The sequence below is a fragment of the Pseudomonas sp. FSL R10-1350 genome (assembly GCF_009600525.1).
In the GTDB taxonomy this organism is placed as follows: Bacteria; Pseudomonadota; Gammaproteobacteria; order Pseudomonadales; family Pseudomonadaceae; genus Aquipseudomonas; species Aquipseudomonas helleri.
Genome location: NZ_WIVR01000009.1, coordinates 15,502 through 40,831, shown reverse-complemented (window position 1 = coordinate 40,831; position 25,330 = coordinate 15,502). Strand labels below are relative to the sequence as shown.

General features: G+C 55.6%; 20 protein-coding genes and 1 pseudogene. 14 read left to right on the top strand and 7 right to left on the bottom strand.

What is annotated here, in order from left to right; genetic code table 11:
- Positions 1 to 38: 38 nt before the first annotated feature.
- The 5 genes and pseudogenes from GHO25_RS06760 to GHO25_RS06740 all read right to left on the bottom strand — a co-directional run bounded on the left by GHO25_RS06760 (position 39) and on the right by GHO25_RS06740 (position 8,626).
- Complete coding sequence (locus GHO25_RS06760; RefSeq protein WP_153390245.1) at positions 39 to 1,565, bottom strand: hypothetical protein; 1,527 nt, start codon at positions 1,563 to 1,565, stop codon at positions 39 to 41.
- A 185-nt stretch (positions 1,566 to 1,750) separates the two neighbouring features.
- Positions 1,751 to 3,964, bottom strand: coding sequence for an autotransporter outer membrane beta-barrel domain-containing protein (locus GHO25_RS06755; RefSeq protein ID WP_194286798.1), 2,214 nt, complete (start codon positions 3,962 to 3,964; stop codon positions 1,751 to 1,753).
- A 167-nt stretch (positions 3,965 to 4,131) separates the two neighbouring features.
- Positions 4,132 to 6,117 carry a hypothetical protein gene (locus GHO25_RS06750; RefSeq protein ID WP_048368598.1) on the bottom strand — a complete coding sequence of 662 codons (1,986 nt, stop codon included), beginning with the start codon at positions 6,115 to 6,117 and terminating at the stop codon, positions 4,132 to 4,134.
- 417 nt (positions 6,118 to 6,534) lie between these two features.
- Positions 6,535 to 7,666: pseudogene (locus tag GHO25_RS06745) on the bottom strand (patatin-like phospholipase family protein).
- Positions 7,667 to 7,690: 24 nt separating this feature from the next.
- Positions 7,691 to 8,626, bottom strand: coding sequence for a lipid A biosynthesis lauroyl acyltransferase (locus GHO25_RS06740; protein WP_153390243.1), 936 nt, complete (start codon positions 8,624 to 8,626; stop codon positions 7,691 to 7,693).
- Positions 8,627 to 8,746: 120 nt separating this feature from the next.
- On the opposite strand from GHO25_RS06740, the gene minC reads away from it, so the two are divergent.
- The 7 genes from minC to GHO25_RS06710 all read left to right on the top strand — a co-directional run bounded on the left by minC (position 8,747) and on the right by GHO25_RS06710 (position 15,580).
- A complete protein-coding gene (gene minC, locus GHO25_RS06735; RefSeq protein WP_153390241.1) occupies positions 8,747 to 9,490 on the top strand; it encodes a septum site-determining protein MinC in 744 nt (247 codons plus the stop codon).
- 201 nt (positions 9,491 to 9,691) lie between these two features.
- The gene (minD, locus tag GHO25_RS06730; RefSeq protein ID WP_048368602.1) at positions 9,692 to 10,504 is read left to right on the top strand and encodes a septum site-determining protein MinD; all 813 of its coding nucleotides are present in this window, start codon (positions 9,692 to 9,694) and stop codon (positions 10,502 to 10,504) included.
- A gap of 3 nt (positions 10,505 to 10,507) precedes the next feature.
- The gene (gene minE / locus GHO25_RS06725) at positions 10,508 to 10,762 is read left to right on the top strand and encodes a cell division topological specificity factor MinE (protein ID WP_019410761.1); all 255 of its coding nucleotides are present in this window, start codon (positions 10,508 to 10,510) and stop codon (positions 10,760 to 10,762) included.
- Between the two features lie 90 nt (positions 10,763 to 10,852).
- Positions 10,853 to 11,488 carry an RluA family pseudouridine synthase gene (locus GHO25_RS06720; RefSeq protein ID WP_048368603.1) on the top strand — a complete coding sequence of 212 codons (636 nt, stop codon included), beginning with the start codon at positions 10,853 to 10,855 and terminating at the stop codon, positions 11,486 to 11,488.
- Between the two features lie 157 nt (positions 11,489 to 11,645).
- A complete protein-coding gene (locus GHO25_RS06715; RefSeq protein ID WP_123750373.1) occupies positions 11,646 to 12,935 on the top strand; it encodes a M18 family aminopeptidase in 1,290 nt (429 codons plus the stop codon).
- 202 nt (positions 12,936 to 13,137) lie between these two features.
- Positions 13,138 to 13,314, top strand: a complete 177-nt coding sequence (locus GHO25_RS26095) for a hypothetical protein (RefSeq protein WP_164488139.1) — start codon at positions 13,138 to 13,140, stop codon at positions 13,312 to 13,314.
- Between the two features lie 106 nt (positions 13,315 to 13,420).
- Complete coding sequence (locus tag GHO25_RS06710) at positions 13,421 to 15,580, top strand: mechanosensitive ion channel family protein (protein WP_048368605.1); 2,160 nt, start codon at positions 13,421 to 13,423, stop codon at positions 15,578 to 15,580.
- Between the two features lie 68 nt (positions 15,581 to 15,648).
- On the opposite strand, the gene phnR is transcribed toward GHO25_RS06710, so the two are convergent.
- Positions 15,649 to 16,368 (bottom strand): phosphonate utilization transcriptional regulator PhnR, encoded by a 720-nt coding sequence (phnR, locus tag GHO25_RS06705; protein ID WP_048368606.1) that lies wholly within the window; start codon positions 16,366 to 16,368, stop codon positions 15,649 to 15,651.
- 334 nt (positions 16,369 to 16,702) lie between these two features.
- Between phnR and GHO25_RS06700 the strand changes: the two genes are divergently transcribed.
- The 6 genes from GHO25_RS06700 (at position 16,703) to GHO25_RS06675 (ending at position 21,996) form a co-directional block, all read left to right on the top strand.
- Positions 16,703 to 17,770 carry an ABC transporter substrate-binding protein gene (locus GHO25_RS06700; RefSeq protein ID WP_153390240.1) on the top strand — a complete coding sequence of 356 codons (1,068 nt, stop codon included), beginning with the start codon at positions 16,703 to 16,705 and terminating at the stop codon, positions 17,768 to 17,770.
- 116 nt (positions 17,771 to 17,886) lie between these two features.
- Positions 17,887 to 18,702 carry an alkaline phosphatase family protein gene (locus GHO25_RS06695; RefSeq protein ID WP_153390238.1) on the top strand — a complete coding sequence of 272 codons (816 nt, stop codon included), beginning with the start codon at positions 17,887 to 17,889 and terminating at the stop codon, positions 18,700 to 18,702.
- Complete coding sequence (locus tag GHO25_RS06690; protein ID WP_153390236.1) at positions 18,699 to 19,535, top strand: ABC transporter permease subunit; 837 nt, start codon at positions 18,699 to 18,701, stop codon at positions 19,533 to 19,535. The genes GHO25_RS06695 and GHO25_RS06690 overlap by 4 nt, the downstream gene beginning before the upstream one ends.
- A complete protein-coding gene (locus GHO25_RS06685) occupies positions 19,522 to 20,322 on the top strand; it encodes an ABC transporter permease (protein WP_123750370.1) in 801 nt (266 codons plus the stop codon). Before GHO25_RS06690 ends, GHO25_RS06685 begins: the two co-directional genes overlap by 14 nt.
- A complete protein-coding gene (locus tag GHO25_RS06680) occupies positions 20,319 to 21,308 on the top strand; it encodes an ABC transporter ATP-binding protein (RefSeq protein ID WP_153390234.1) in 990 nt (329 codons plus the stop codon). The genes GHO25_RS06685 and GHO25_RS06680 overlap by 4 nt, the downstream gene beginning before the upstream one ends.
- Before the next feature lie 34 nt (positions 21,309 to 21,342).
- The gene (locus GHO25_RS06675; protein WP_153390232.1) at positions 21,343 to 21,996 is read left to right on the top strand and encodes an HAD family phosphatase; all 654 of its coding nucleotides are present in this window, start codon (positions 21,343 to 21,345) and stop codon (positions 21,994 to 21,996) included.
- 92 nt (positions 21,997 to 22,088) lie between these two features.
- On the opposite strand, the gene GHO25_RS06670 is transcribed toward GHO25_RS06675, so the two are convergent.
- Positions 22,089 to 23,051: a zinc-binding dehydrogenase gene (locus GHO25_RS06670; protein WP_178110013.1), complete on the bottom strand. Its 963-nt coding sequence runs from the start codon at positions 23,049 to 23,051 to the stop codon at positions 22,089 to 22,091.
- A gap of 138 nt (positions 23,052 to 23,189) precedes the next feature.
- Between GHO25_RS06670 and GHO25_RS06665 the strand changes: the two genes are divergently transcribed.
- A complete protein-coding gene (locus tag GHO25_RS06665; protein WP_174479320.1) occupies positions 23,190 to 25,271 on the top strand; it encodes a carboxy terminal-processing peptidase in 2,082 nt (693 codons plus the stop codon).
- Positions 25,272 to 25,330: the final 59 nt, after the last annotated feature.

The window sequence follows — 25,330 nt, the reverse complement described above, 5'->3', positions numbered from 1 at the left end:
CCCGCTTTCGCAATATAAAAAAGCGGGGAGACACATATTTAATTGGTCAGATTAGCTCGCAACGCCCTGAAGCCATACCAATAACCCTTATTATTAAAAGTCACCTGCCCTTCAAAATAAATATCGATGCCTACTTTGAATTTTAAAAATTGCTCTTTAGCGACTGTCACACTGACCTTCTTATCCGCTACTTCCTCGGCAGTCACTTTATGCTCAAAGAAAACCACCTCTAAGTTTTTACCATCCTGCCCCAAACCTACCAGCTTGAATTTGATATATTGATCGTCTGCCATAAAAGGCCACACACCAATACTCACCTCAGCTCCTGACCCAGGCACGCTGGAAAGGCTCAAAATATTCCCGTTCACGTGCGAACACTGCATGGTCGGATAGTTAGTTGCCAATATATCTGAGAGGGTCAAGCCATAGATACCCGACGTCGCAAGCACTTCAGAGCTACTACCGTCGAGCACCTCATAATAGACGGGAATATAGCGTGCTCCGTCGACCAAACTGCTGACCATGTGGGCCGCAATATTTTTTCTGGGTACATTAAATAGCAAGGGAGCATCAGGATCGGCGCTGCTCAGCGTAATTGCATTAAACGCCAGAGGGTCAGCCCATTGAAGAAGAACCTTCTCGCCCTCATAAATATCACTTTCTGGAGGGATATTCACAGTGATACCGTCTCCAGGGCCCTCCCCTACAGAATCGATATTCAGTTTCCCAAATTGAGATGAACCGCTGGCGCCTGTAACTTTTACGTAGCCGAGAGAACGTGGCGCCATGTCCACTTCAATGGGCACTGACTCACTCAACGGGCTGCTATTTCCTGCTTTATCGATAAGTTGGTACTCGGCATAACACTCACCGTTCAGCGCGGCCTCAATCTGCGCACGGGTATAGATTATTTCTCTATTGGTCGCCACCGGTGTCCGACCAATAAGTTGACTACCCGTACGGGTTCTCCAAAAATAAACGACTTCATCACCGTCTTGATAATCGGCATATTCTGGTATGACACAGACAAATTTATTGTCATGAGCCTCGAAGAAAGGAATAGTAATTTGCGTGGCGGGAAGGATCAGTGTGCTGGGTTTTAGATGCTTATACGGAGGCGTACGATCAATAACCAAGGGGACAATGTTTGATTCACTCTCTCCTCCCCCATTATGCCCAACGACCACGTATCTAAAGTCAAAAGGCCCTTCCTCGTAATCTAGCTTCCCCGCATCAATACTAAATGACATAGGAAAATCACTGTCAGCAAGCGGCCCTACAACGTCATAGGTTTGCATTGTATTAAATGCGTTGGAGGTATTCTGCCTGCGCCATTGAAATGAGAGTTTATCAATAGCGTTTTTTGGCGGGAGATTAACCCATGCTGCAACGTCAACGATTAACGGATCATCAAGCGCCGAAGCCGGTAGTAACCCTGCCGGGAGCCCCGGCAAAACGCCTACAATATCGGGCTCTCGCAACAAAAGGTGCAGGGACGCAAGCGCATTTATATTCGCCGGGCCTTCAGTGGGTTTTACATTTTTTCTGTCATCAAAATCGGCCATTACTATCACTCACTAAACTTCAATTTAATTGAAACTTAACCTGACGTGTACAGTGGACTCCCACTGTGCACGTAAAGCACGTCAAGTATATTTAGAACGCTTTTGATCGATCGGTTACTAGCAAAACTACTAGCACCCGACCTCTCAGCTTTAAACAGCCCTATTATTTTTCGTACACTTAAAACTTACCAACTATAATAAACCCCCACTGAGCCACCCAACGGCTGTTCAATACCGTCGCCTTTGCTGTACTCCACATCAGCATAGACTTTTATTTTTTGAGTCATGGTCATCGTCATACCGGCCCCCAACTTACCTCGCGAACCGGACAAGTCATTATTAAAGACATTGTCGTTAACTTTGACTTCATTGTTTTTCGAGAACTCATGCACGTAAGCGGCTCGCAGGTAGGGTTGTACGACCTGACCGCCCGCCAACTCAATATTACGCCCCACCGTAGAGCCAAGCTCACCCAATAATGAACGCGTGCGGTCACCTTTAGCACGTAACCCATTGTCCAGATCGTAATCCTTGCCTTGGATAATAACGCTTGACACTTGAGCATACGGCTCGACAAAGTAGCCCTCATCAAGCTTTATATGACGCCCAAACTCTGCAGAGGCACCAACACCATAATTGCTATAACTGCCTTTTGTGCTCGTGTTATCACTCAAATTCACATCTGATTTATTTTGAAAACGGTTAATCTTGACGACACCATCAAAGTAATAACCGGTTTGCGCATCAAGCCAGGTGGTATAAGCACCAGCATAATAACTGTCTACCGTGCCGGAAGTGCCACGATCGAGGTCAAGATCTGACTGGCTATAACCCGCCATCAAACCCGCCAGCCACTGACCATCACCGATCGGCAACGGTGCATCCGCACCGAATGTTAACCCCTGCTGGCTTTGCTTATAGCCCACTCCGGTAGAAGCAGACACTGTGTACTTATTGCCATAGGCCCTGACCCATGCGCCGGACTGCCCCGAACCGATACGCAACTCCCCCATACGTGTGCGCAACGTGGTCAACTCTCCATACCAGATAGTAGGTGCCGTATTAAACAATGCCATGGCCGACTGAGTGCCAGGGCTTATGGTTCTGTTCTCAGGGTTCAAGTACCAGTCGGTTGCGCCTCCATCTTCACTGTTTGCCAATTGATAGGAATAAGCACCAAGGTCAATTCGGTCATTCAGCAACGAAAACTTTGCATCCCCTGCGGCTGTGTGCACGAGGTAAAGCTTGTCTGCATTAATCGGATCAGCACCGGAACTGGCCACTACCAGTTGGTGACTGCCCGTAGCGGTGCCCGTTACGTCCAGTTTGTCGGTCTGACCGGTCGAAAAATCTGAAGCCATATAGAACGTACCGCCCGCTCCGCTCAAGTTACTGACCGACAACGTGTAGTAAGCGGTGGGTTCACCAAATTTGATCGAACCTCCATTCATGGATAAGTCGGACACTGTACCGTCTTCAACCATTACCCATTGTGCCTGGCTATTGATTGCCAGGCCCGAGAGGTTTTCAAGGCGCCCGGTCAAGGTGGCCTGAGTATCAAGGATCACATTGGCAGTAGCACCTGACGCAGCAATCACATCACCCTTAAGTTGGGTATTGCTGTCGCTGACTCGCAAGGTGGCTGTGGATGTGCCGTTAACCTCCAGTAAATTGCCATTACCACCGGTGAGTGTAGAGCCATTCATCACATTGATTTGTGTATGAGCGCTCCCGGAATCGTAGTTTTCTACAAGGATCGCCGCCCCAGTCCGCCCGGTCACGGTAGTACTGTCTAGATCAATAACTGAATCTTCGGGATTGATGTAATCAATAATCTGTATGCCATTCAGCCCCCCAACAATCGTGCCTCTCACGGCTGAGGCGTTGCCGTTGAACACCTCAAGGCCGATACCCTCAGCAGCGTTGGCCAACAAAGTAGTGTCGGTCATCTCCAGGCGGCTCAAATGAGACACTGTTGCGCCACGGTTCATACCCGTGATGGTACTACTCTGTACCTGTGCAACAGACCCTGTATTGGTATCAGCTGCGACTCTAAGAGCGATCCCATTACTGGTAAGTGTGCTGCCAGTAATGGTCGCATTACTGCCATATAAACTCACACCGGGTTCTGTACCGTTTCCATTTACAGTTGACCCGTTCAACACCAGATTTGACTTATTGACCTCAATATTTTGTGCGGTCGCTGCATTGGCCGTCAGCGTCCAACCATTGAAAACTCTATATTTATTCAGCGGATCACTCAAAGCACTAATAGACTCGTCACTAAATCTGACCAAAACTGTTTCGGCATTTACGCGTTCAGCGATGAACAAACTGGAGCCTACCGCAACAAGAAACATACAATGAGAAAGTGGCGAACGTTGATAGGGCATGGTCATTTACCTGTTAATCGGATACATTTTTATGCAAAGAATTACCTTAGGTCTCTCTAAGCATATTCATACAAAGCCGACGCATGCTACGCACATTGTATAAACCGCAATGTAGGAAAAACCCTACGCAATCGTAGGGCGTCTCCCAAATAATGTTGCATGCCCTGATAAATCTATGGACTTGGGGGGATATTGCACGTCCCTGCTGAGGTATACATACCTATGTCCACTGTCGCCTCTCCAGGTTCTTCTTTACCCTGAATAAGCAGTGTGTATTCAACTTTTCCACTGCCTATATTGTCACTGTCTGCACCATAGATGGGCAGAAAGTAGGTGTCATAAGGTCTAACCCACCAGATAAAACCTTGCTGTTCTTGCTCCTTACTCACCGTCAACTCGCCACTTTCAAGTGGGTCACCTGGAATCGGCGTTACGGTGCCTTCATCAATAAAACTAGTCCATTTAAGTTTTATTTTTGTACCCTCGACCAAGTATCTGGATACCGGAATATAAACACGAATCCCATAGGAACCATCATCAGTCAGTTCCAGAGAAGGGCAATTCAGCCAGTTCCAAGTCGTGTCAATAGTTGGAAATTCAGGGGGAGCCAAAACAATAGGAACTCCCGAAACCGCCACCGGTTTGGGCTTTGATTTTTCATCGTTGATAAAGTCGTCATGCGATACAGAAAACCAAACATCGATGTCGCCATTACCCGCTGCATCAATATTAACCCAATCAACAGTGAACTCTATATCATCAGGATCAGTGGGCTCTTCGGTGGTGACCGTATGAGTACCGAGTGATTTACCCCCCCAAAAGAACTCGATTTTTTGATCGGGGCCAATTCCCTCATAAGGTCTGAGTTTTATCGTTGCAGGTTCGTTTACATCACCAGCAACAATTTTATCAACTTCCCCCGTAAAACTGACTACGGTCACTACACCGAGTGCAGGGTTTACCGGGTTAGGCTCGTCAGGGTTTTCTGGCCCCACTTTGGATAAATCTACCTGAATCGTGACATCGGCTGAGCCCAAAGGCAGCGAACCCCGGTAATAGGTGTACTCGACAATGGTGGGCTGCGAGCCAGGCTTCGTGAAATCATAGGCAGCTTTCAGAGTTGCCCACGGCACTGGGACGCTAACCGGAAACTGACTGATGGGAAAAAGGACATCCAACGTCTTGCTTCCCCACTTGACCTCAATACGATCGCCAATTTTCCAGTTGGTAATTTCAGTTTTTATCTCAAGATAAACGCCCAAAAAAGCATCATCACGGTCAATTAACTCATCTGAGATCTCGTCGGCATGGCGTACCGTCGGTGCCGGAAATGGCGCCACAGGCAAAGGTCCAAGCGCTACAGGCATTTTCACAGACTTACCAATACGACTGTCATTACCGGCTTTATCGAGCAGGATATAACAGGCGTAAAAATCACCATCCCCCGCAGCAACAATTGTCGCTTCGGGAATTGCAAATTTCCGACCTGCTGGAATAGCTTGATACCCCCCAATAGGGGTCAAGCCGGATATATCATCCGGCACATCACCTTTTACCCAGAAAACACCAATTCTATCGCTGCTTTCTTCATCAGGATAAGCCGAAATTTCAGCCACTACTGCAGCACGATTGGCATCCGTAATAGGTCCCGCCGGGAGAATTAAATCAGCCGGATATGCAGAACCGTAGGGCGGGATAATGTCGAGCACTATAGGTGTTGTTTCTGACGGAGTAGCAACTCCGCCATCATTCCCACCCACTACGCGGTATCTAAATTCAAAAGCACCGTGAACATTTTTAAAAGCGTCGAGCGGTATTTCTTGAATCATGGGATCTGGGTACACCCCTTTTATTTCAATAGATGGAGGGTCCAGCAGGTCTATATAGGCCGCGTCATCGGTACTCCCTAGCGGTCGCCATTGCAGCCTTAATTCATCACCGGGCCTTGTTGGATTGGTCGGAAAATTCACCCAGTGCGGAATTTCAACTTTAAGAGGAACGGTCAAAAGCGCTTTAGGGATAAGCCCAAGCGGATCGCCTGGCAAAACACCTTGCACAGTAGGTTTGACATGTGCAGCTGCATGCCTTAACCCAACAGCGCGTTTAAAATAAGCCTTACGTGCATTTTTAGCAGCTAATTTCCTCTCAAGCATATTCATCCCGCAACCCTCAATTCACAGAAAAGTTTAGATATCGAACGTTCTTACGCCTTACAAAAACAGACCCACAAAAAACTTAGCACTTAGCCTATAAATTAAGTGTGCGAGCAGCACGCCACCGAACGAACTATGGCCGCCATAAATACCTTAATACTGTTGTGACTCTTAGAGTTATTGAACGCCTTTTTAAGGCAGTTGGATACTGTCAGAAATGACAGGTAAACCCACCGTATATAACCTTCTCAAATACGCTCTAACCCAGCAGGCCCTTGCCACTTTTGGGGCCTGACTCACTGTAGTTTCGGCCCATCGCTGCCTATTTATTGATCGAATTTAGTAGCACGGTTAATCGTCTGGCGCATGAGGTGGGGAATGGCATGCACTGCGTTTCCAAAGCGCATCCAGGCTCGTCAACTGCTACGTAATATCCAAAAACCCCACTAACGCCGCACGCTGGGCCAATGCATCCTTGCGCCCCAGTTCAATTAACTCGCTGCAATAGCCCGCCTCGAACAACAAATAACTCAGCACACCTGCACCGCTGGTTTTGGTTGCCCCCGGCCCGCGCAAAAACAGGCGCAGCGCGGCGGGCAGTTCGTGGCGGTGGCGGGCGGCTATTTCGTCGATGGGCTGGCTGGGGGCGATAACCAGCACATCAACCGGCGCTAAACCGAGGTTGTCGGGCTGCCCTGGCAGCAAGGCGCTCCAGCAGTTCGATATCGCTCTCAAGGCTGTCAATAAAAGTGCTGTTGAGCATGTGCCCGCCAATTTGCGCCAAGGTCGGTTGCTGGGCGTTGTACTGGCGCCCTTGCCCGCCCTGACGATCCGGCCCGCGCGGGTTGCCGCTGACCCCGACCACCAGCACGCGATTGGCGCCCAAATGCAGCGCCGGGCTGATGGGTGCAGACTGGCGCACGGCGCCATCGCCAAAATACTCTTCGCCAATTTTGACCGGGGCAAACAACAGCGGTATGGCCGAGCTGGCCAGCAAGTGCTCGACGGTCAACGCCGTCGGCAGACCAATGCGCCGATGACGCAACCAACCTTCGATGGCACCTTCACTTTGATAAAACGTCACGGCCTGGCCCGATGAGTAGCCAAAAGCCGTGAGCGCCACAGCGCGCAAGTGCTGCGCAGCGATGGCCTGATCGATACCGGCAAAGTTGATTTTGTCGTTGAGCAATTCGCGTAACGGCGAACTGTTAAGCAGCGCCACCGGCACGTGGCTGCCAAGGCCCAACAAGCTGTGGCCCAGAAAGCGGCTGGCCTGGTGAATCACCCCCGGCCAATCACTGCGCAACACACGATGGCTTTCAAAGTTTTGCCAGAAGGCCGTCAAGTGCTCGACGGCCTGGGTGAAGTTCATCGCGCCACTGGCCAGGCTGACTCCGTTGATCGCCCCGGCCGACGTGCCGACAATCACCGGAAACGGGTTGGGCGCCCCCGCAGGTAATAACTCGGCAATGGCCGCCAGCACCCCCACTTGATACGCCGCCCTGGCGCCGCCGCCCGACAGGATCAACCCGGTCACCGACGCTCGTCCGTTCATACCTCAGCGCCCTTGCAGCGCAGGTTACTTGCGGCGTTTGTCGTACAGCTTTGGCTCTCCCGGTGGCCGGGTTTTGAAGCGGCGGTGTGCCCACAAGTACTGCTCTGGGCATTCGCGTATCGCACGCTCGACCCATTGGTTGATGCGCAGGCAGTCGGCCTCATCGCTTTCTCCGGGAAAGTCGTTCAAAGGCGGATGAATCACCAACTTATAACCACTGCCATCCGCCAGTCGTTGTTGAGTAAAGGGTACAACCAGCGCTTTACCCAGCTTGGCGAACTTGCTGGTGGCGGTCACCGTGGCGGCCTCGATGCCAAACAATGGCACAAAAATGCTTTGCTTGGCGCCGTAGTCCTGGTCGGGTGCGTACCAGATCGCCCGCCCGGCGCGCAGCAACTTGAGCATGCCGCGCACGTCATCGCGCTCCACTGCCAGCGAGTCCAGATTGTGGCGCTCGCGGCCGCGGCGCTGGATAAAGTCGAACAACGGGTTTTTGTGTTCGCGGTACATGCCATCAATGGTGTGCTGTTGCCCGAGCAAGGCGGCGCCAATTTCCAGGGTGGTGAAGTGAAAGGCCATCAAGATGACGCCCTTGCCATCGCGCTGGGCCTGCTGCAAGTGCTCCAGCCCTTCGACATGCGCCAACTTGGCCAGGCGCGGCTTGGCCCACCACCAGCTCATGGCCATTTCAAAAAAGGCGATGCCGGTTGAGGCGAAGTTTTCCTTAAGCAGGCGCTCGCGCTCAGCGGCGTTTTTTTCGGGGAAGCACAGTTCAAGGTTGCGCGCAGCAATGCGCCGGCGCTCACCGGCCACCCGGAACATGCAAGCCCCCAGAAAACGACCAATGCGCAGCTGCACCTTATAAGGCAGTTGCACCACCAGCCACAGCACGCCCAGCCCTGACCACAGCAGCCAAAAACGCGGATGAAAAAAAGCAGCTCGAAAACGCGGGCGATCCATTAATGATTCCGGACAGACACAAGGGCCGGGCATTCTACATCGTTAGACCCGGCTTGCGGCTCGCGGGCGTTCTCGTTATAAGTCTCTGCACTTTAAGTGACAAGCCGCATTAAGCCGACCATGAGCCAAACCGAATCGCAAGACCAAGCCCCCGTGTTTCAGCTTAAGGGCAGTATGCTCGCCATTACGGTGCTGGAACTGGCCCAAAACAACCTTGAAGCCCTTGATCGCCAACTGGCCGCCAAAGTTGCCCAGGCGCCTAATTTTTTCAGTAACACCCCTTTGGTGCTGGCGCTAGACAAGCTGCCCGTCGGTGCCGGTGCCGTCGACTTGCCCGGGCTGATGCGCGTGTGTCGCCAACATGGCCTGCGCACCCTGGCCATTCGCGCCAACCGCATCGAAGACATCGCCGCGGCCATCGCCATTGACCTGCCAGTCTTGCCGCCGTCCGGTGCACGTGAGCGGCCGATTGAGCCCCCGGTTGAAGTAATCATCGCGCCGAAAAAGCCCGAAAAACCGCCCGAACCGGCCATCAAACCGACCCGCATCATCACCACGCCAGTACGTGGTGGCCAAACGGTATACGCCGAGGGTTGTGACCTGGTGGTCATCGCCTCGGTCAGCCCCGGTGCGGAACTTATGGCCGATGGCAACATCCATGTGTACGGCCCTATGCGTGGCCGAGCGCTTGCCGGATACAAAGGCAACACCCGAGCGCGAATTTTTTGCCAGCAACTGAGCGCCGAACTGGTGTCCATTGCCGGAATGTACAAAGTGTCCGAAGACCTGCGACGCGATCCTTTGTGGGGCGCCGGGGTTCAAATCAGTCTGTCAAGTGACATGTTGAACATCACCCGTCTTTAACGGATACTCACGCCATTTTCCAACCATCTCAATTACGTAGAGAAAACAGACTAGTCTTTGTAGGAAGTCAGCAATCAGCCAGTGTTTACGTTGTGTAGGCCTGGCTTGGGGGATGTCCACCAAGACTGTTCACCTGTTGTCGTTTATTTAGAGATGTTATTCAGGGACTAAAAAGTCCTTTTTCCTTAGGGGTGAAGCACCTTGGCCAAGATTCTAGTGGTTACATCCGGCAAGGGTGGTGTGGGTAAGACCACCACCAGCGCCGCTATCGGTACGGGCCTGGCACTGCGCGGGCACAAAACCGTCATCGTCGACTTCGACGTTGGCCTGCGTAACCTCGACCTGATCATGGGGTGCGAGCGTCGCGTGGTGTATGACTTCGTTAACGTGGTTAACGGCGAAGCCAACCTGCAACAGGCGCTGATCAAAGACAAACGTCTGGAAAACCTGTACGTGCTGGCTGCCAGCCAGACCCGTGACAAAGACGCCCTGACCAAAGAAGGCGTCGAAAAAGTTCTGATGGAACTCAAAGAGACCTTCGAATACGTGGTCTGCGACTCTCCGGCGGGCATCGAAACTGGCGCCCACCTGGCCATGTACTTCGCGGATGAAGCGATTGTCGTGACCAACCCGGAAGTGTCTTCGGTGCGTGACTCGGACCGCATGTTGGGCCTGCTGGCCAGCAAATCGCGCCGCGCCGAACTGGGCGAAGACCCGATCAAGGAACACCTGCTGCTGACCCGCTACAACGCGGATCGCGTCAGCAAGGGTGAAATGCTCGGCGTTGAAGATGTCAAGGAAATCCTGGCGGTTACGCTGCTGGGTGTGATCCCGGAATCCCAGGCGGTGCTCAAGGCATCCAACCAAGGCGTGCCGGTGATCCTTGATGACCAAAGTGACGCCGGTCAGGCCTACAGCGATGCGGTTGATCGTTTGCTGGGCAAAACCGTGGAGCATCGGTTCCTCGATGTACAGAAGAAGGGATTCTTCGAGCGCCTGTTTGGAGGCAATTAAACAATGAACATTTTTGACTTCTTTCGTACCCGCAAAACGCCAACCACCGCGTCGGTCGCGAAAGAGCGTCTACAGATCATCGTGGCGCACGAACGCGGCCAACGCAGTACCCCGGACTACCTGCCAGCCCTGCAAAAAGAGCTGGTCGAGGTGATCCGCAAATACGTCAACATCGGCGATGATCAAGTACAGATCGCCCTTGAAAACGAGGGTAGCTGCTCGATTCTGGAACTCAACATCACCCTGCCAGATCGTTAATCGATCCGGCTGATACCACGGCGGCTTGGAGGTTTCTCTGCACAGGGGGATCTCCAAGCCGCCGTTGGCGTTTGTTAAGAGGCTGTTTTAATGCCGTTGTCGAATATTCACATCATCCATCAGGACGCAGGCGTTCTGGTGGTCAACAAGCCGACCTTGCTGCTGTCGGTGCCGGGCCGCGCCGAAGACAACAAAGACTGCCTGATCACCCGCCTGCAAGAAAACGGCTACCCCGAAGCCCGCATCGTGCACCGCCTGGACTGGGAAACCTCGGGGATAATCCTGCTGGCCCGCGATGCCGACACGCACCGCGAGCTGTCGCGTCAGTTTCACGACCGCGAAACTGAAAAGGCCTACACCGCACTGGCCTGGGGCCAACCAGAGCTGGACAGTGGCAGCATCGACCTGCCCCTGCGTTACGACCCGCCGACCAAGCCGCGCCACGTGGTCGACCACGAGTTTGGCAAGAACGCGCTGACCTTCTGGAAAGTCCTGGAGCGTTGCGGCGATTATTGCCGGGTTGAACTGACGCCGATTACCGGGCGTTCGCATCAGTTGCGCGTGCACATGTTGTCCATTGGCCACCCGCTGCTGGGCGATGGCCTGTACGCGCACCCGCAGGCATTGGCGGCCTACCCGCGTTTGTGCCTGCACGCCAGCATGCTCAGCTTCACCCACCCGCAGACCGGCGAACGCCTGCGCTTCGAGTGCCCCGCCCCGTTTTAAAAGCTTCACGCCCTGTAGGAGCGAGCTTGCCTCGCGATCTTTTGATCTTTAAAAGATCGCGAGGCAAGCTCGCTCCTACAAAGGGTTTGCACGTTTTTGCTGGTCAAATTTTGTGATCAATGCGCTAAACTCGCGGCCTTGCTGTCTGGAGTAACTTATGCGCGAAGAGTTGAACCAAGGCCTGATCGACTTTCTCAAGGCCTCCCCTACCCCGTTCCATGCCACCGCCAGCCTTGTTCAACGCCTGGAAGCCGCCGGTTACCAGCGCCTCGACGAGCGCGAGACGTGGTACACCGAAGCCAACGGCCGCTATTACGTCACCCGTAATGACTCCTCCATCGTCGCTTTCAAGCTGGGCCGTCACTCGCCCCTGCAAGGTGGCATCCGCATGGTCGGCGCTCACACAGACAGCCCCTGCCTGCGGGTCAAGCCTCAGCCTGAGCTGCAACGCCAGGGTTTTTGGCAATTGGGCGTGGAAGTCTACGGCGGCGCGTTGCTGGCCCCCTGGTTTGACCGCGACCTGTCGCTGGCCGGGCGCGTGACGTTCCGCCGCGATGGCAAGGTCGAGAGCCAGTTGATCGACTTCCGCGCGCCGATTGCGACCATCCCCAATCTGGCGATCCACCTTAATCGCACGGCCAACGAAGGCTGGGCGATTAACCCGCAGACCGAACTGCCACCGATTCTGGCGCAGGTTGCAGGCGATGAACGCGTGGATTTCCGCGCCCTGCTCACTGACCAACTGGCCCGCGAGCACGGCCTGAACGCCGACGTGGTGCTCGACTATGAGCTGAGCTTCTACGACACCCAAAGCGCTGCGGTGATCGGCCTCAACGGTGATTTTATTGCCGGTGCACGCCTCGACAACCTGCTGTCGTGCTACGCCGGCCTGCAGGCACTGTTGAACACCGATACCGACGAGACCTGCCTGTTCGTGGCCAATGACCACGAAGAAGTCGGCTCGTGTTCGGCGTGCGGCGCGGACGGCCCGATGCTGGAGCAAATCCTCCAGCGCGTACTACCTGAAGGCGACGAGTTTGTGCGCACTATTCAGAAGTCGCTGCTAGTCTCGGCCGACAACGCCCACGGCGTGCACCCCAACTACGCCGACAAGCACGACGCCAACCACGGCCCCAAACTCAATGCCGGGCCGGTGATCAAGGTCAACAGCAACCAGCGTTACGCCACTAACAGTGAAACGGCGGGGTTCTTCCGCCATCTGTGCATGGCGGTTGAAGTGCCGGTGCAAAGTTTTGTGGTGCGCAGCGACATGGGCTGTGGCTCGACCATTGGCCCGATCACCGCCAGCCACCTGGGCGTGCGCACAGTAGACATCGGCTTGCCGACCTTCGCCATGCACTCCATCCGTGAACTGGCCGGTAGCCACGACCTGGCGCACCTGGTCAAAGTATTGAGCGCGTTCTACGCCAGCAACGAACTCCCGTAAACACCAGCTTCAACAGGTGGGAGCGGGCTTGCTCGCGATGAAATCAGCGCGTTTTTTTTGAAAGACCGCGTCGCCTGCATCGCGAGCAAGCCCGCTCCCACCTGTTGTGTTACAAGCACGGCGATTCATTTTTGATACACATCACCCCACTTCTGCGTAAAGCCACCTAGACTTGGGTGATTAACTTCTTCAGGTCCAGAACATGCTCGAAATATCCGCCTTTAATTCCATGTTGATCCCCATTGTGATTGGTATGTTGCTGCTCACCATTGGCTTCAACTTTCGCGACAGTAAACCCGGTGTACTGTCGATCTGGTTTGGCATGTTGCTGATCTTCGGCACCATCGTTTTTAAAATTCTCGCCAAACTGAATCAATAAATAGCACCGCATCCGCGATCACTTATTTTATGTATGACAAGAAATGAATGATCGCGGGGCCTAGCGTACACTCGTCCGATCCGTACTTTCCGAGGGTGATCGCCTAGTGTTTCTTCGTCTCTTTGCCCGGCCCTATTGGCTACTGATTTGTCTGCTGACCTTGCTGCCGCTCGCCTCGGCCCAAGCTGTGGGCATCACCAGCCTGCTTCCCAGTTCGGATAAAACCCAAACGCAACCCACCGAGCCTTTGGGCCAGTCGCTGGACGAGGTGATCAAAAACCTTGAGAACGACCAGCAACGCAGCAAGTTGCTGGCGGACCTTAAAAAGCTTCGCGATGCCACCAAAAAAGCCCAGCCCGAAGCTGAAATCGGTGTGCTGGGTTTGATCGGTAGCACTCTCGCCGACCTCGAAAAACAGTTCTCGGGCAACGACAGCCCCACCTCGCGCTGGAGCGAAGAAATCGGCCAGGCCAAAGATGAACTGGTGGCCTTGATGCTGCCCGCCAAGGAATGGGTGCCCATCATCTTTGCCTTTGCGCTGATCATCATGATCTGGAGCCTGCTGGCCTCGCTGCTGATTTGGGTCAGCCACCGCGTGCGCTTGCGCTTTGGCCTGAGCGAAGAACTGCCGCAGCACCCAAAAGCCGTCGACATGCTGCGCTTTGCCTTGCGCAAGCTCGGCCCCTGGCTGGTGGCGCTGGTGATCACGGTGTACATGAGTTACGCCTTGCCATCATCGCTGGGCAAAGACCTGGCCATGGCGCTGGCTTACGCCCTGGTGATCGGCACCTGCTTCTCGGCCACCTGCGTGATTTTGTTTTCATTGCTCGATGGCCCACACCGTCATCGCGCCCTGCATATTCTGCGGCATCAGGCGTTCCGCCCGCTGTGGTGGATCGGCAGCTTTGCCGCCTTTGGTGAGGCACTCAGCGACCCGCGCATGGTTGCCTCACTGGGCGTGCACCTGGCGCATACCGTGGCCACGTTTGCCAACGTGATGGCGGCGCTGTCGACCGGGCTGTTTATCATCCGCTTCCGCCGCCCCATCGCTCACCTTATCCGTAACCAGCCACTGTCACGCCGCCTCACCCGTCGCGCCCTGAGCGACAGCATCGAGACCCTCGGTACTTACTGGTACATCGCCGCGCTGATTCTGGTGGGCATCTCACTGTTCGCCACCTTCTTGTCCGCGGGCGATACCAGCACCGCGCTGCGCCAGTCGCTGATCTGCGCCGTACTGGTAGTGCTGTGCATGGTGATCAACGGGCTGGTGCGCCGCCATGCGCAAAAGCCCCAACGCGGGCCCAAGCGCCACGCGCTGTATTCGGAACGGCTCAAAAGCTTTGTCTACACCCTGGCGCACTTGATTGTGTGGCTGGTGTTCATCGAGTTGGGGTTGCGCGTGTGGGGCCTCTCGCTGATTGGTTTCACCGAGGGTGAAGGCCATGAAATCAGCGTCAAATTGTTCGGCCTGGCGGGGACGTTACTGTTTGCCTGGCTGATCTGGATTCTCGCCGATACGGCCATCCATCACGCCCTGACCCGCTCACGCAAAGGCCTGGCCAACGCCCGCGCGCAAACCATGATGCCGTTGATTCGCAACGTGCTGTTTGCGGCCATTTTCATCATCGCGCTGATCGTCGCACTGGCGAACATGGGCATGAACGTCACGCCACTGCTGGCCGGTGCCGGTGTGATCGGTCTGGCCATTGGTTTTGGTGCGCAGTCGCTGGTTGCCGACCTGATTACCGGCTTGTTCATCATCATTGAAGACTCGCTGGCCATCGATGATTACGTGGATGTCGGTGGCCACCTGGGTACGGTTGAAGGCCTGACGATTCGCACCGTGCGCCTGCGCGACATTGACGGCATCGTGCACACCATTCCGTTCAGTGAAATCAAAAGCATCAAAAACTATTCCCGCGAGTTCGGTTACGCGATCTTCCGCGTGGCGATCCCGTACAACATGGAAATCGACGACGCCATCAAGCTGATGCGCGAGGTGGGACAAAAGATGCGCACCGACCCGCTGCAGCGCCGCAACATCTGGTCGCCGCTGGAGATTCAAGGGGTCGAAAGTTTCGAGTCGGGCAGCGCAATTTTGCGCGCACGCTTCAAAACCGCGCCGATCAAGCAATGGGAAGTGTCACGGGCGTTCAACCTGTCGCTCAAGCGCCATCTGGATGAAGCCGGCCTTGACCTCGCGACACCGCGCCTGAGCGTGCAGGTAGTGACAGCAGGTAGCGGGAACTTACAAAAGGAATAACCCCCCTGTAGGAGCGAGCTCGCCTCGCGATCTTTTGATCTTTAAAAGTTCGCGAGGCAGGCTCAGACTCAACGCTCCAGCACATCCACACCAACGTGGATCGCGTCATGTCGCCAATACTCAATGTCACAGTCGATCAGCCGCTCGTGCTGGTCGTAGTTGATGCGCTCGATCCTCAACCCCGGGCTGCCCGTCGACACCTTGAGCGTTGCCGCCGCCTCGGCGGGCAAGGCGGTCGGCACGATCTCAAAACGCACCCGCCCGTAATGCAAATCGTAGTGCCGCGCATACAGCTCGGTGATCGACTGCGTGAGGTCAAAATCCAGAATCTGCGGGAAGTATTGCGGGTTCAGGTAATGCTCGACATACAGCACCAAACGCCCATCAATGCGCCGCGCCCGGCAGATCTGGATCACACTGGAAAACGCCGGTAACTGCAGACGTGCGCACACGGCGGCCGACGCCGGCTGCAAGCGCGCCGAAATCACCTCGGTGGTCGGCACTCGCCCCTGGGCGCTGACCATGGCGTGAAAGTGGCTGCGCTGCATCAGGTTGTAGGCCAGACGCGGCGGCGAAATAAACCAGCCGCGCCGCTCCTCGCGATACACCACGCCTTGCGCTTCCAGTTGCAACAACGCTTCACGTACCGTGATGCGGGTGGTCGCGAACAGTTCGCTGAGTTTTCTTTCAGCCGGCAATTGGCTGCCACAGGTCAGCAAGCCATGTTCGATTTGCTCTTGCAGGGCCAAACCAATGGCTGTCACCGCTTTGGGTGCACCTTCACGCATCAACGTTACCTATCTGGACTAGTCCAGCACCAAATGTGGGCAGGCTCGGCCTGCAAAACACTTAACTCTTGAGGATGCCAGCCTAGGCAGTGCAGATGACTGTTCGATGACACTGACACCTGTTTTAACCCTCAAGCCCAAACCCGCCGGGGCCTTGACCATGGTCTACGCTTAGCTCACGGCACTTGGCGGGCCTGTAAAAGTGCTTGCACAACCAATGCCGACATTAAAGTGTCATGCAGCCCCCTTAAATTGGCTCAGGTATTGCTGACCTAGACCAACCCACTGCAAAACTCTAAAAAAACCAGCGTGAACACCCCCACAGGAGCTTCAGATGAAACAGTTTTTTCTGGCATCACTGTTAGGCACCAGCATCGCCCTTTGCACCTCGGCCATGGCCGCCGATGTCGATTTACAAGCCCTTGAAACTGCCGCCAAGGCAGAGGGCGCCGTGAACAGTGTCGGCATGCCCGATGACTGGGCCAACTGGAAAGGCACGTGGGAAGACTTGAACAAACTGTATGGCCTCAAGCATGTCGACACCGACATGAGTTCGGCTCAGGAAGTGGCCAAGTTTGCCGCCGAAAAAGACAACGCCAGCGCTGATATCGGTGACGTCGGTGCAGCCTTCGGCCCTATCGCGGTGGCCAAAGGCGTGACCCAGCCATACAAACCCACCACCTGGGAACAGATCCCGGCCTGGGCCAAGGACAAAGACGGTAACTGGGCATTGGCCTACACCGGCACCATCGCGTTTATCGTCAATAAAAAGCTGCTGCACGGCTCTGAAGTGCCAACCAAATGGTCTGACCTCAAATCTGGTAAATACAAGGTCTCGATCGGTGACGTGAGCACCGCCGCGCAAGCCTCCAACGGTGTTCTGGCTGCGGCCTTTGCCAACCACGGTGATGAAAAGAACATTCAGCCAGCCCTGTTGATGTTTGCGGACATCGCCAAGCAAGGCCGCCTGTCACTGGCCAACCCGACCATCGCCACCATGGAAAAAGGTGAAGTTGAAGTGGGCGTGGTCTGGGACTTCAACGGCCTGAGCTACAAAGCCAAAATGGCCAACCCGGATGACTATGTGGTGCTGATTCCGTCGGACGGCTCTGTGATTTCGGGTTACACCACCATCATCAACAAATACGCCAAGCACCCGAACGCCGCCAAACTGACCCGCGAATACATCTTCAGCGATGCCGGCCAAACCAATCTGGCGCGTGGCAACGCCCGCCCGATCCGCGCCGAACACCTGACCCTGCCAGACGACGTGAAGGCCAAGCTGCTGCCTAACGAGCAGTACAAGAACGTGACGCCGATCAAAGACGCCGACGCGTGGGAAAAAACCGCGAAGGCCCTGCCTCAGAAATGGCAGGAAGAAGTCATCATCAACATGCAGTAAAGAGCTGTACCTCCCCTGTAGGAGCGAGCTCGTCTCGCGATCTTTTGATCGTTTAAAAGATCTCGAGGCAAGCTCGCCCCTGCACATTCTGTGCTTTACCTGCGGAGTCGCAGTACATGAAACACAAGGTCATTTTGGTGGTACTCGACGGACTCAATCATGACGTTGCCCGCCATGCCATGGGGCATTTGCAGGCGTATGTCAGCGCAGGACGCGCCACGCTGTACAAGCTCACCTGTGAATTGCCAGCGCTGTCGCGCCCTCTTTACGAGTGCATCCTCACGGGTGTCCCGCCGATTGAAAGCGGCATTGTGCATAACAATGTCTCGCGCCTGTCTCACCAGCGCAGCGTGTTCCATTACGCCCGCGAGGCAGGTTTGAGCACCGCCGCCGCGGCTTACCACTGGGTCAGCGAACTGTATAACCGCTCGCCTTTTATCGCGGCCCGTGACCGCCACACCGAAGACAGTGACCTGCCCATCCAGCACGGGCATTTTTACTGGAACGATCACTATCCCGATTCCCACTTGTTTGCCGATGCCGAAAGCCTGCGCCTGCGCCATGCGCCGGACTTTTTGCTGGTGCACCCGATGAACATCGACGATGCCGGCCACAAGCACGGCCTCGACAGCTCGCAGTACCGCAACAGCGCGCGTTCTGCGGACATTGTGTTGGCCGACTACCTTCAAAGCTGGCTGGACGCGGGCTACCAGGTGCTGGTGACCGCCGACCACGGCATGAACAACGACCGCTCGCACAATGGCCTGTTGCCCGAAGAACGCGAAGTGCCGCTGTTTGTACTTGGCGACGCCTTTAGCCTGGACCCGCAGGCCACCCCCAAACAAACCGAACTGTGCGGCACGATTTGCCAATTGCTGGGCGTCGCCCATGACAAACCGCTGTGCCAGACCTTATTGAGACCCGCGCCATGACCCGTGGTAAATGGCTGGCATTGTTGTGCCTCACGCCCTTTGCAATTGTCTTTATCGTGTTCCAGATTGCCCCGCTGGTGTGGGTGCTGGTACACAGCCTGCAATCAGAAGACACCGGCTGGGGCCTGGATAACTTCAGCAAGATCTTCGCCTCGAAGTTCTATTTGCAGGCCATCCAGCACAGCCTGGAGATCAGTTTCTGGTCCAGCCTGTTCGGCATCGTAATTGCCGTGCTCGGCAGCTACTCGCTGCATAAAGTCGACTCAAGGCTGCGCAACTTCGTTAACGCCTTCGCCAACATGACCAGCAACTTCTCCGGGGTGCCGCTGGCCTTTGCCTTCATCATCCTGCTGGGGTTTAACGGCAGTATCACGATCATGCTGAAACAAGCGGGGATCATCGAGGACTTCAACCTCTACTCCAAAACCGGCCTGATTATTTTGTACACCTACTTCCAGATCCCGCTGGGCGTTCTGCTGCTGTACCCGGCCTTTGATGCCCTGCGTGAAGACTGGCGCGAGTCAGCGTCATTGCTGGGCGCCAATAGCTGGCAGTTCTGGCGCTTTATTGGCCTGCCTGTCCTCACACCGGCGCTGCTGGGCACCTTTGTGATCCTGCTGGCCAACGCCCTCGGCGCCTACGCCACGGTGTATGCGCTGACCACCGGCAACTTCAACGTATTGCCTATCCGCATTGCCGCGATGGTCTCGGGTGACATCAGCCTGGACCCGAACATGGCCAGTGCGCTGGCGGTGATTCTGGTGGGGTTGATGACCCTGGTGACGCTGGTGCATCAGTGGCTGTTAAAGAGGAGCTACCATGTCGCGCGCTGAAACCGGAACCGCCAGCGTTTATCACCGCACGGTGGTTTACCTGCTGTTTATTATTTTGCTGTTGCCGCTGCTGGGCACGTTTGTGTACTCGATCGCCAGCAGCTGGTCCGCCACCGTGTTGCCCAGCGGCTTCACCTTCAAGTGGTACCTGCAACTGTGGAGCGATCCGCGCTTTTTGACCGCATTCGGCCATTCGCTGTTGATCTGCTTCGGGTCTTTGCTGCTGTCGGTGGTGTTGATTCTGCCGCTGCTGTTTGTGGTGCATTACCACTTCCCCAAACTCGACGCGCTGATGAACATCCTTATCCTGCTGCCGTTTGCGGTACCTCCGGTAGTGTCGTCGGTGGGCCTGCTGCAACTGTACGGCTCGGGGCCGATGGCCATGGTCGGTACGCCGTGGATCCTGATCGGCTGCTACTTCACTGTGGCCCTGCCCTTCATGTACCGGGCCATCACCAACAACCTGCAAGCCATCAACCTGCACGACCTGATGGACGCCGCTCAACTGCTCGGCGCCAGCACCTGGCAGGCGGCGTTTCTGGTGGTGTTGCCGAACTTGCGCAAAGGCTTGCTGGTGGCGTTGCTGCTGTCGTTTTCGTTCCTGTTTGGCGAATTTGTGTTTGCCAACATCCTGGTCGGCACCCGCTACGAAACCTTGCAGGTGTTCCTCAATAACATGCGTAACAGCAGCGGCCATTTCACCAGTGCGCTGGTGATCTCGTACTTCCTATTTGTACTGGTGCTGACTTGGGTTGCCACCTTCCTGAACAAGGACAAAAGCCAATGAGTTTTGTCAGCGTCGAACACCTGCAAAAAACCTACTCCGGCACGCCGGTCTTCAGCGACATCAATTTCACCATCAGCAAGGGCGAGTTCGTCACCCTGCTCGGCCCGTCGGGCTGCGGCAAGTCAACGCTGCTGCGCTGCATCGCCGGGCTGACGCCGGTGGATGACGGCAAGATCCTCCTCGATGGCCAGGACATCGTGCCGCTCAACCCGCAAAAACGCGGGATTGGCATGGTGTTCCAGAGCTACGCGCTGTTCCCCAACATGACCGTTGAGCAAAACGTTGCGTTTGGCCTGCGCATGCAAAAAGTCAACGCCAATGACAGCCAAAAACGCGTGACTGAGGTACTGCAACTGGTCGAGCTCAATGACTTTGCCAAGCGCTACCCGCACCAACTGTCGGGCGGCCAATGCCAGCGTGTGGCGCTGGCCCGCTCACTGGTGACACGCCCGCGCCTGTTGCTGCTGGACGAACCCCTGTCAGCACTGGATGCCCGTATCCGCAAGCATTTGCGCGAGCAGATCCGGCAGATCCAGCGCGAACTGGGGCTGACCACGATTTTCGTCACCCACGACCAGGAAGAAGCGCTGACCATGAGCGACCGTATCTTCCTGATGAACAAGGGCCGGATCGTCCAGAGCGGCAATGCCGAAAGCCTCTATGTCGCCCCGGTGGACGTGTTTGCCGCGAGTTTTATTGGCAACTACAACCTGCTGGACGCCGACACCGCCAGCCGTTTATTGCAGCGCCCGGTCACCAGCCGCATCGCCATACGCCCGGAAACCCTGGGCTTGAGCCTGCACGGCGAGGCCGACACACTGATCCGCAACCACAGCCTGCTGGGCAACGTGATCCGCTATCGGGTCGAAGTCCGTGGCGTGGAGTTGATCGTGGACGTGCTCAACCGTTCTGCGGCCGACCTGTACGCGGATGGTCAGCGCGTGGCGTTGACCATCGATTCCAGCGCCTTATGTGAGGTAGCCTGATGCTTTTGAGCACCATGAAAAGGGAGTTGCACTGATGGCCCTGGCAATTTTTGACCTGGATGAAACGTTGATTCACGGCGACTGCGCCACCTTGTGGAGCGAGCAAATGGGCCGCTTGGGCTGGGTCGATCCGGAAGAGTTTTTAAAGCGTAATAACGAACTGATGCACGCCTATAGCCAAGGCAAGTTGAGGATGGAAGATTACATGGCCTTCAGCCTGGAGCCCTTGATCGGACGGACCCCTGAAGAAATCGAGCATTTGGTCGGCCCGTGGGTTGAAGACTTTATCGAACCGATCATTTTCAGTGACGCGACCAAAACCGTGGCCGCTCACCGCAAGGCCGGCGATCGCATTTTGATTATTTCGGCGTCGGGCGTGCACTTGGTCAAACCGATTGCCGAGCGTCTGGGCATTGATGAAGTGCTGGGTATTGAACTGGAAGTTGCGCACGGTACGTACACCGGCAACACCGTGGGCACCCTGACCTACCGTGATGGCAAGATCACACGCCTGCTGGAATGGCTGGACGAACAAGAAGAAAACCTTGAGGGCGCGAGTTTTTATTCTGATTCACGCAACGACTTGCCGTTGCTGCTCAAAGTGGATCACCCGCATGCGGTCAACCCGGACCCGGTCTTGCGTGAGCACGCTGAAAAGGCGGGCTGGCCGATTCATCACTGGAAGTAAAATTAGAAAACCGTAGGAGCGAGCTTGCCTCGCGATCTTTTGATCTTTTTAAAAGATCGCGAGGCAAGCTCGCTCCTACAGTTATGTGTCAACTACACCAGGCTCGCGTCAATAACCAGCACCAGCTTGCCCGACACCTGATTGCTGACCAATTCGGCAAACGCCGCCTGGGCCTCTTCAATCGGGAAGGTTTTGGCCAACTGCGGGCTCAAGCGGCCTTCGGCAAACAACGGCCACACTTGCTGATTGAGATCACTCAGCAAATCCGCCTTGAACTGGTCGCCGCGGCTGCGCAATGTCGAACCCAGCAACTGGATGCGCTTGCCCAACACCAAGGCCAGGTCCAGCTCGGCCTTGCGCCCACCCATCAAGCCAATCAACACCCAACGCCCGTCCAGTGCCAGCAACTTGAGGTTGGACTCCACATAGTTGGCGCCCACCGGGTCGAGTACCACGTCAAACGGCCCCAGCGCCTTGAGGCTGTCCAGCCCTTCGGTGCGCACTGCGCCGCCCTGGGCACCCAGGGCCTCACAATAGGCCAGGCGCTCGGCCGAACCGACCGTCACCCAGCACGGGCTGCCAAAGGCTTTGCACAGCTGAATAGCGGCTGAACCAACTCCACTTGCTCCGGCATGCAGCAACACTTTTTCGCCCGGCTTCAGGGCCGCCAATTGGAACAGATTAAGCCATGCAGTGCTGTACACCTCGGGCAGGGCAGCCGCCTCAATCAGCGACAACCCTTCGGGCACCGGCAAGGCATGGCGCCCATCAACCACGACCTCTTGCGCCATGCCACCGCCCGCCAACAGCGCGCACACGCGGTCTCCGACTTGCCAGGAAGACCCTGGCCCGACCTCGCTGACCACGCCCGAGCACTCCAGCCCCAGCATCTGGCTGGCGCCAGGCGGTGGCGGATACAACCCCTGGCTTTGCAAAAGATCGGCGCGATTAAGGCCCGCTGCCGCCACACGAATTCGGATTTGTCCTACATCACAACGTGGGCTTGGTTCTTCAACCCACTTCACTTGTCCCTCAACGCCTTGCAATGCTTTCACAGTGCCTCCATAGTGAGTCTGGACTGAGCCCGGTGCTGCTGCATCGGGCTTCTTGCATTATGCGGCCGGTTTTTACGGAACCGGCGACTTCAAAGACGGCCTAATATGCGTTATCAATTGCCCCCGCGTCGACTCAGCATGAAGCATTTATTCCCTAGCACCGCTCTCGCACTCTTCATTGGCTTAGGCGTTTTGCCGTTTTCGGCCACTACGTTCGCCGCTAACAGTTGGGATAACCTTCAGCCCGATCGTGATGAGGTAATTGCCAGCCTTAACGTTGTTGAGCTGCTCAAACGCCATCATTACAGCAAGCCGCCACTGGATGACGCACGTTCCGCGATCATCTATGACAGCTACCTGAAGCTGCTCGATCCTTCGCGCAGTTACTTTCTGGCCAGTGATATCGCCGAATTCGACAAATGGAAATTCCAGTTTGACGACTTCCTCAAGAGCGGCGATCTCAATCCCGGCTTCACCATCTACAAGCGCTACCTGGATCGCGTCAAGTCGCGTCTGGACTTCGCCCTTGGCGAACTGAACAAAGGCGTGGACTCGTTCGACTTCACCACCAAAGAGACCCTGCAGATCGACCGCAAGGACGCTCCGTGGCTCAAGACTGAAGCCGAACTCAATGATCTGTGGCGCAAACGTCTCAAGGACGAAGTCCTGCGCCTGAAAATCGCTGGCAAAGAGCCGTCGAAAATTCAGGAACTGCTGACCAAGCGCTACAAGAACCAGTTGAGCCGTCTTGATCAGACCCGCAGCGAAGACATCTTCCAGGCGTACATCAACACCTTCGCCATGTCTTACGACCCGCACACCAACTATCTGTCGCCAGATAACGCGGAAAACTTCGACATCAACATGAGCCTGTCGCTGGAAGGCATCGGCGCCGTGTTGCAGAGCGATAACGACCAAGTGAAGATCGTGCGCCTGGTGCCGGCAGGCCCCGCCGACAAGACCAAGCAAGTCGCTCCGGCTGACAAGATCATCGGCGTTGCCCAGGGCGACAAAGAGATGGTCGACGTGATCGGCTGGCGCCTGGACGAAGTGGTCAAGTTGATTCGGGGCCCTAAAGGCTCTGTGGTGCGCCTGGAAGTGATTCCGGCGAGCAATGCGCCTAATGACCAGACCAGCAAGATTGTCTCCATCACCCGTGAAGCGGTGAAGCTTGAAGAGCAGGCGGCGAAAAAGTCGATCCTCAACCTCAAGCAGGATGGCAAAGACTACAAACTGGGCGTGATCGAAATCCCGGCGTTCTACCTGGACTTCAAGGCCTACCGTGCCGGTGACCCGAACTACAAGAGTACGACCCGCGACGTTAAAAAACTGCTGACCGAGTTGCAGAATGAAAAAGTCGATGGCGTGATTATCGACCTGCGCAACAACGGTGGCGGTTCGTTGCAGGAAGCCACCGAGCTGACCAGCCTGTTTATCGACAAGGGCCCAACGGTTCTGGTACGTAACGCTGACGGTAAAGTCGACGTACTCGAAGACGAAAACCCGGGCGCGTTCTACAAAGGCCCGATGGCGTTGCTGGTCAATCGCTTGTCGGCATCGGCGTCGGAGATTTTCGCCGGGGCCATGCAGGATTACCACCGCGCGCTGATTATCGGCGGCCAAACGTTCGGCAAGGGCACGGTGCAAACCATTCAGCCGCTGAACCACGGCGAGCTGAAACTGACACTGGCCAAGTTCTACCGGGTTTCCGGGCAGAGCACCCAGCATCAGGGCGTATTGCCTGACGTCGCCTTCCCGTCGATTATCGACACCAAGGAAATCGGTGAAAGTGCACTGCCTGAGGCCATGCCGTGGGACACCATCCGCCCTGCGATCAAGCCTGCGGCTGACCCGTTCAAACCGTTCATTGCGCAACTGAAAGCGGATCACGATGCGCGTGTGGCTAAAGATGCCGAGTTCATCTTTATCCGCGACAAGCTGGCCCTGGCCGACAAGCTAATGGCCGAGAAAACCGTGAGCCTGAACGAGGCCGACCGTCGCGCACAACACGCCGATATCGATGCCCAGCAGTTGGTGATGGAAAACGCCCGCCGCAAGGCTAAAGGCGAAGCACCGCTAAAGGAAATGAAGAAAGAAGACGAAGACGCCTTGCCGGTGGAGCCTGAAAAGACTAAGCCAGAAGACGACGCTTACCTGAGTGAAACCGGGCGCGTCCTGCTGGACTACCTCAAGCTCAACCCACAGGCAGCGAAGAAGTAACCTTCACGTGTCTCGCGATCTTTTGAACGTTTAAAAGATCGCGAGGCAAGCTCGCTCCT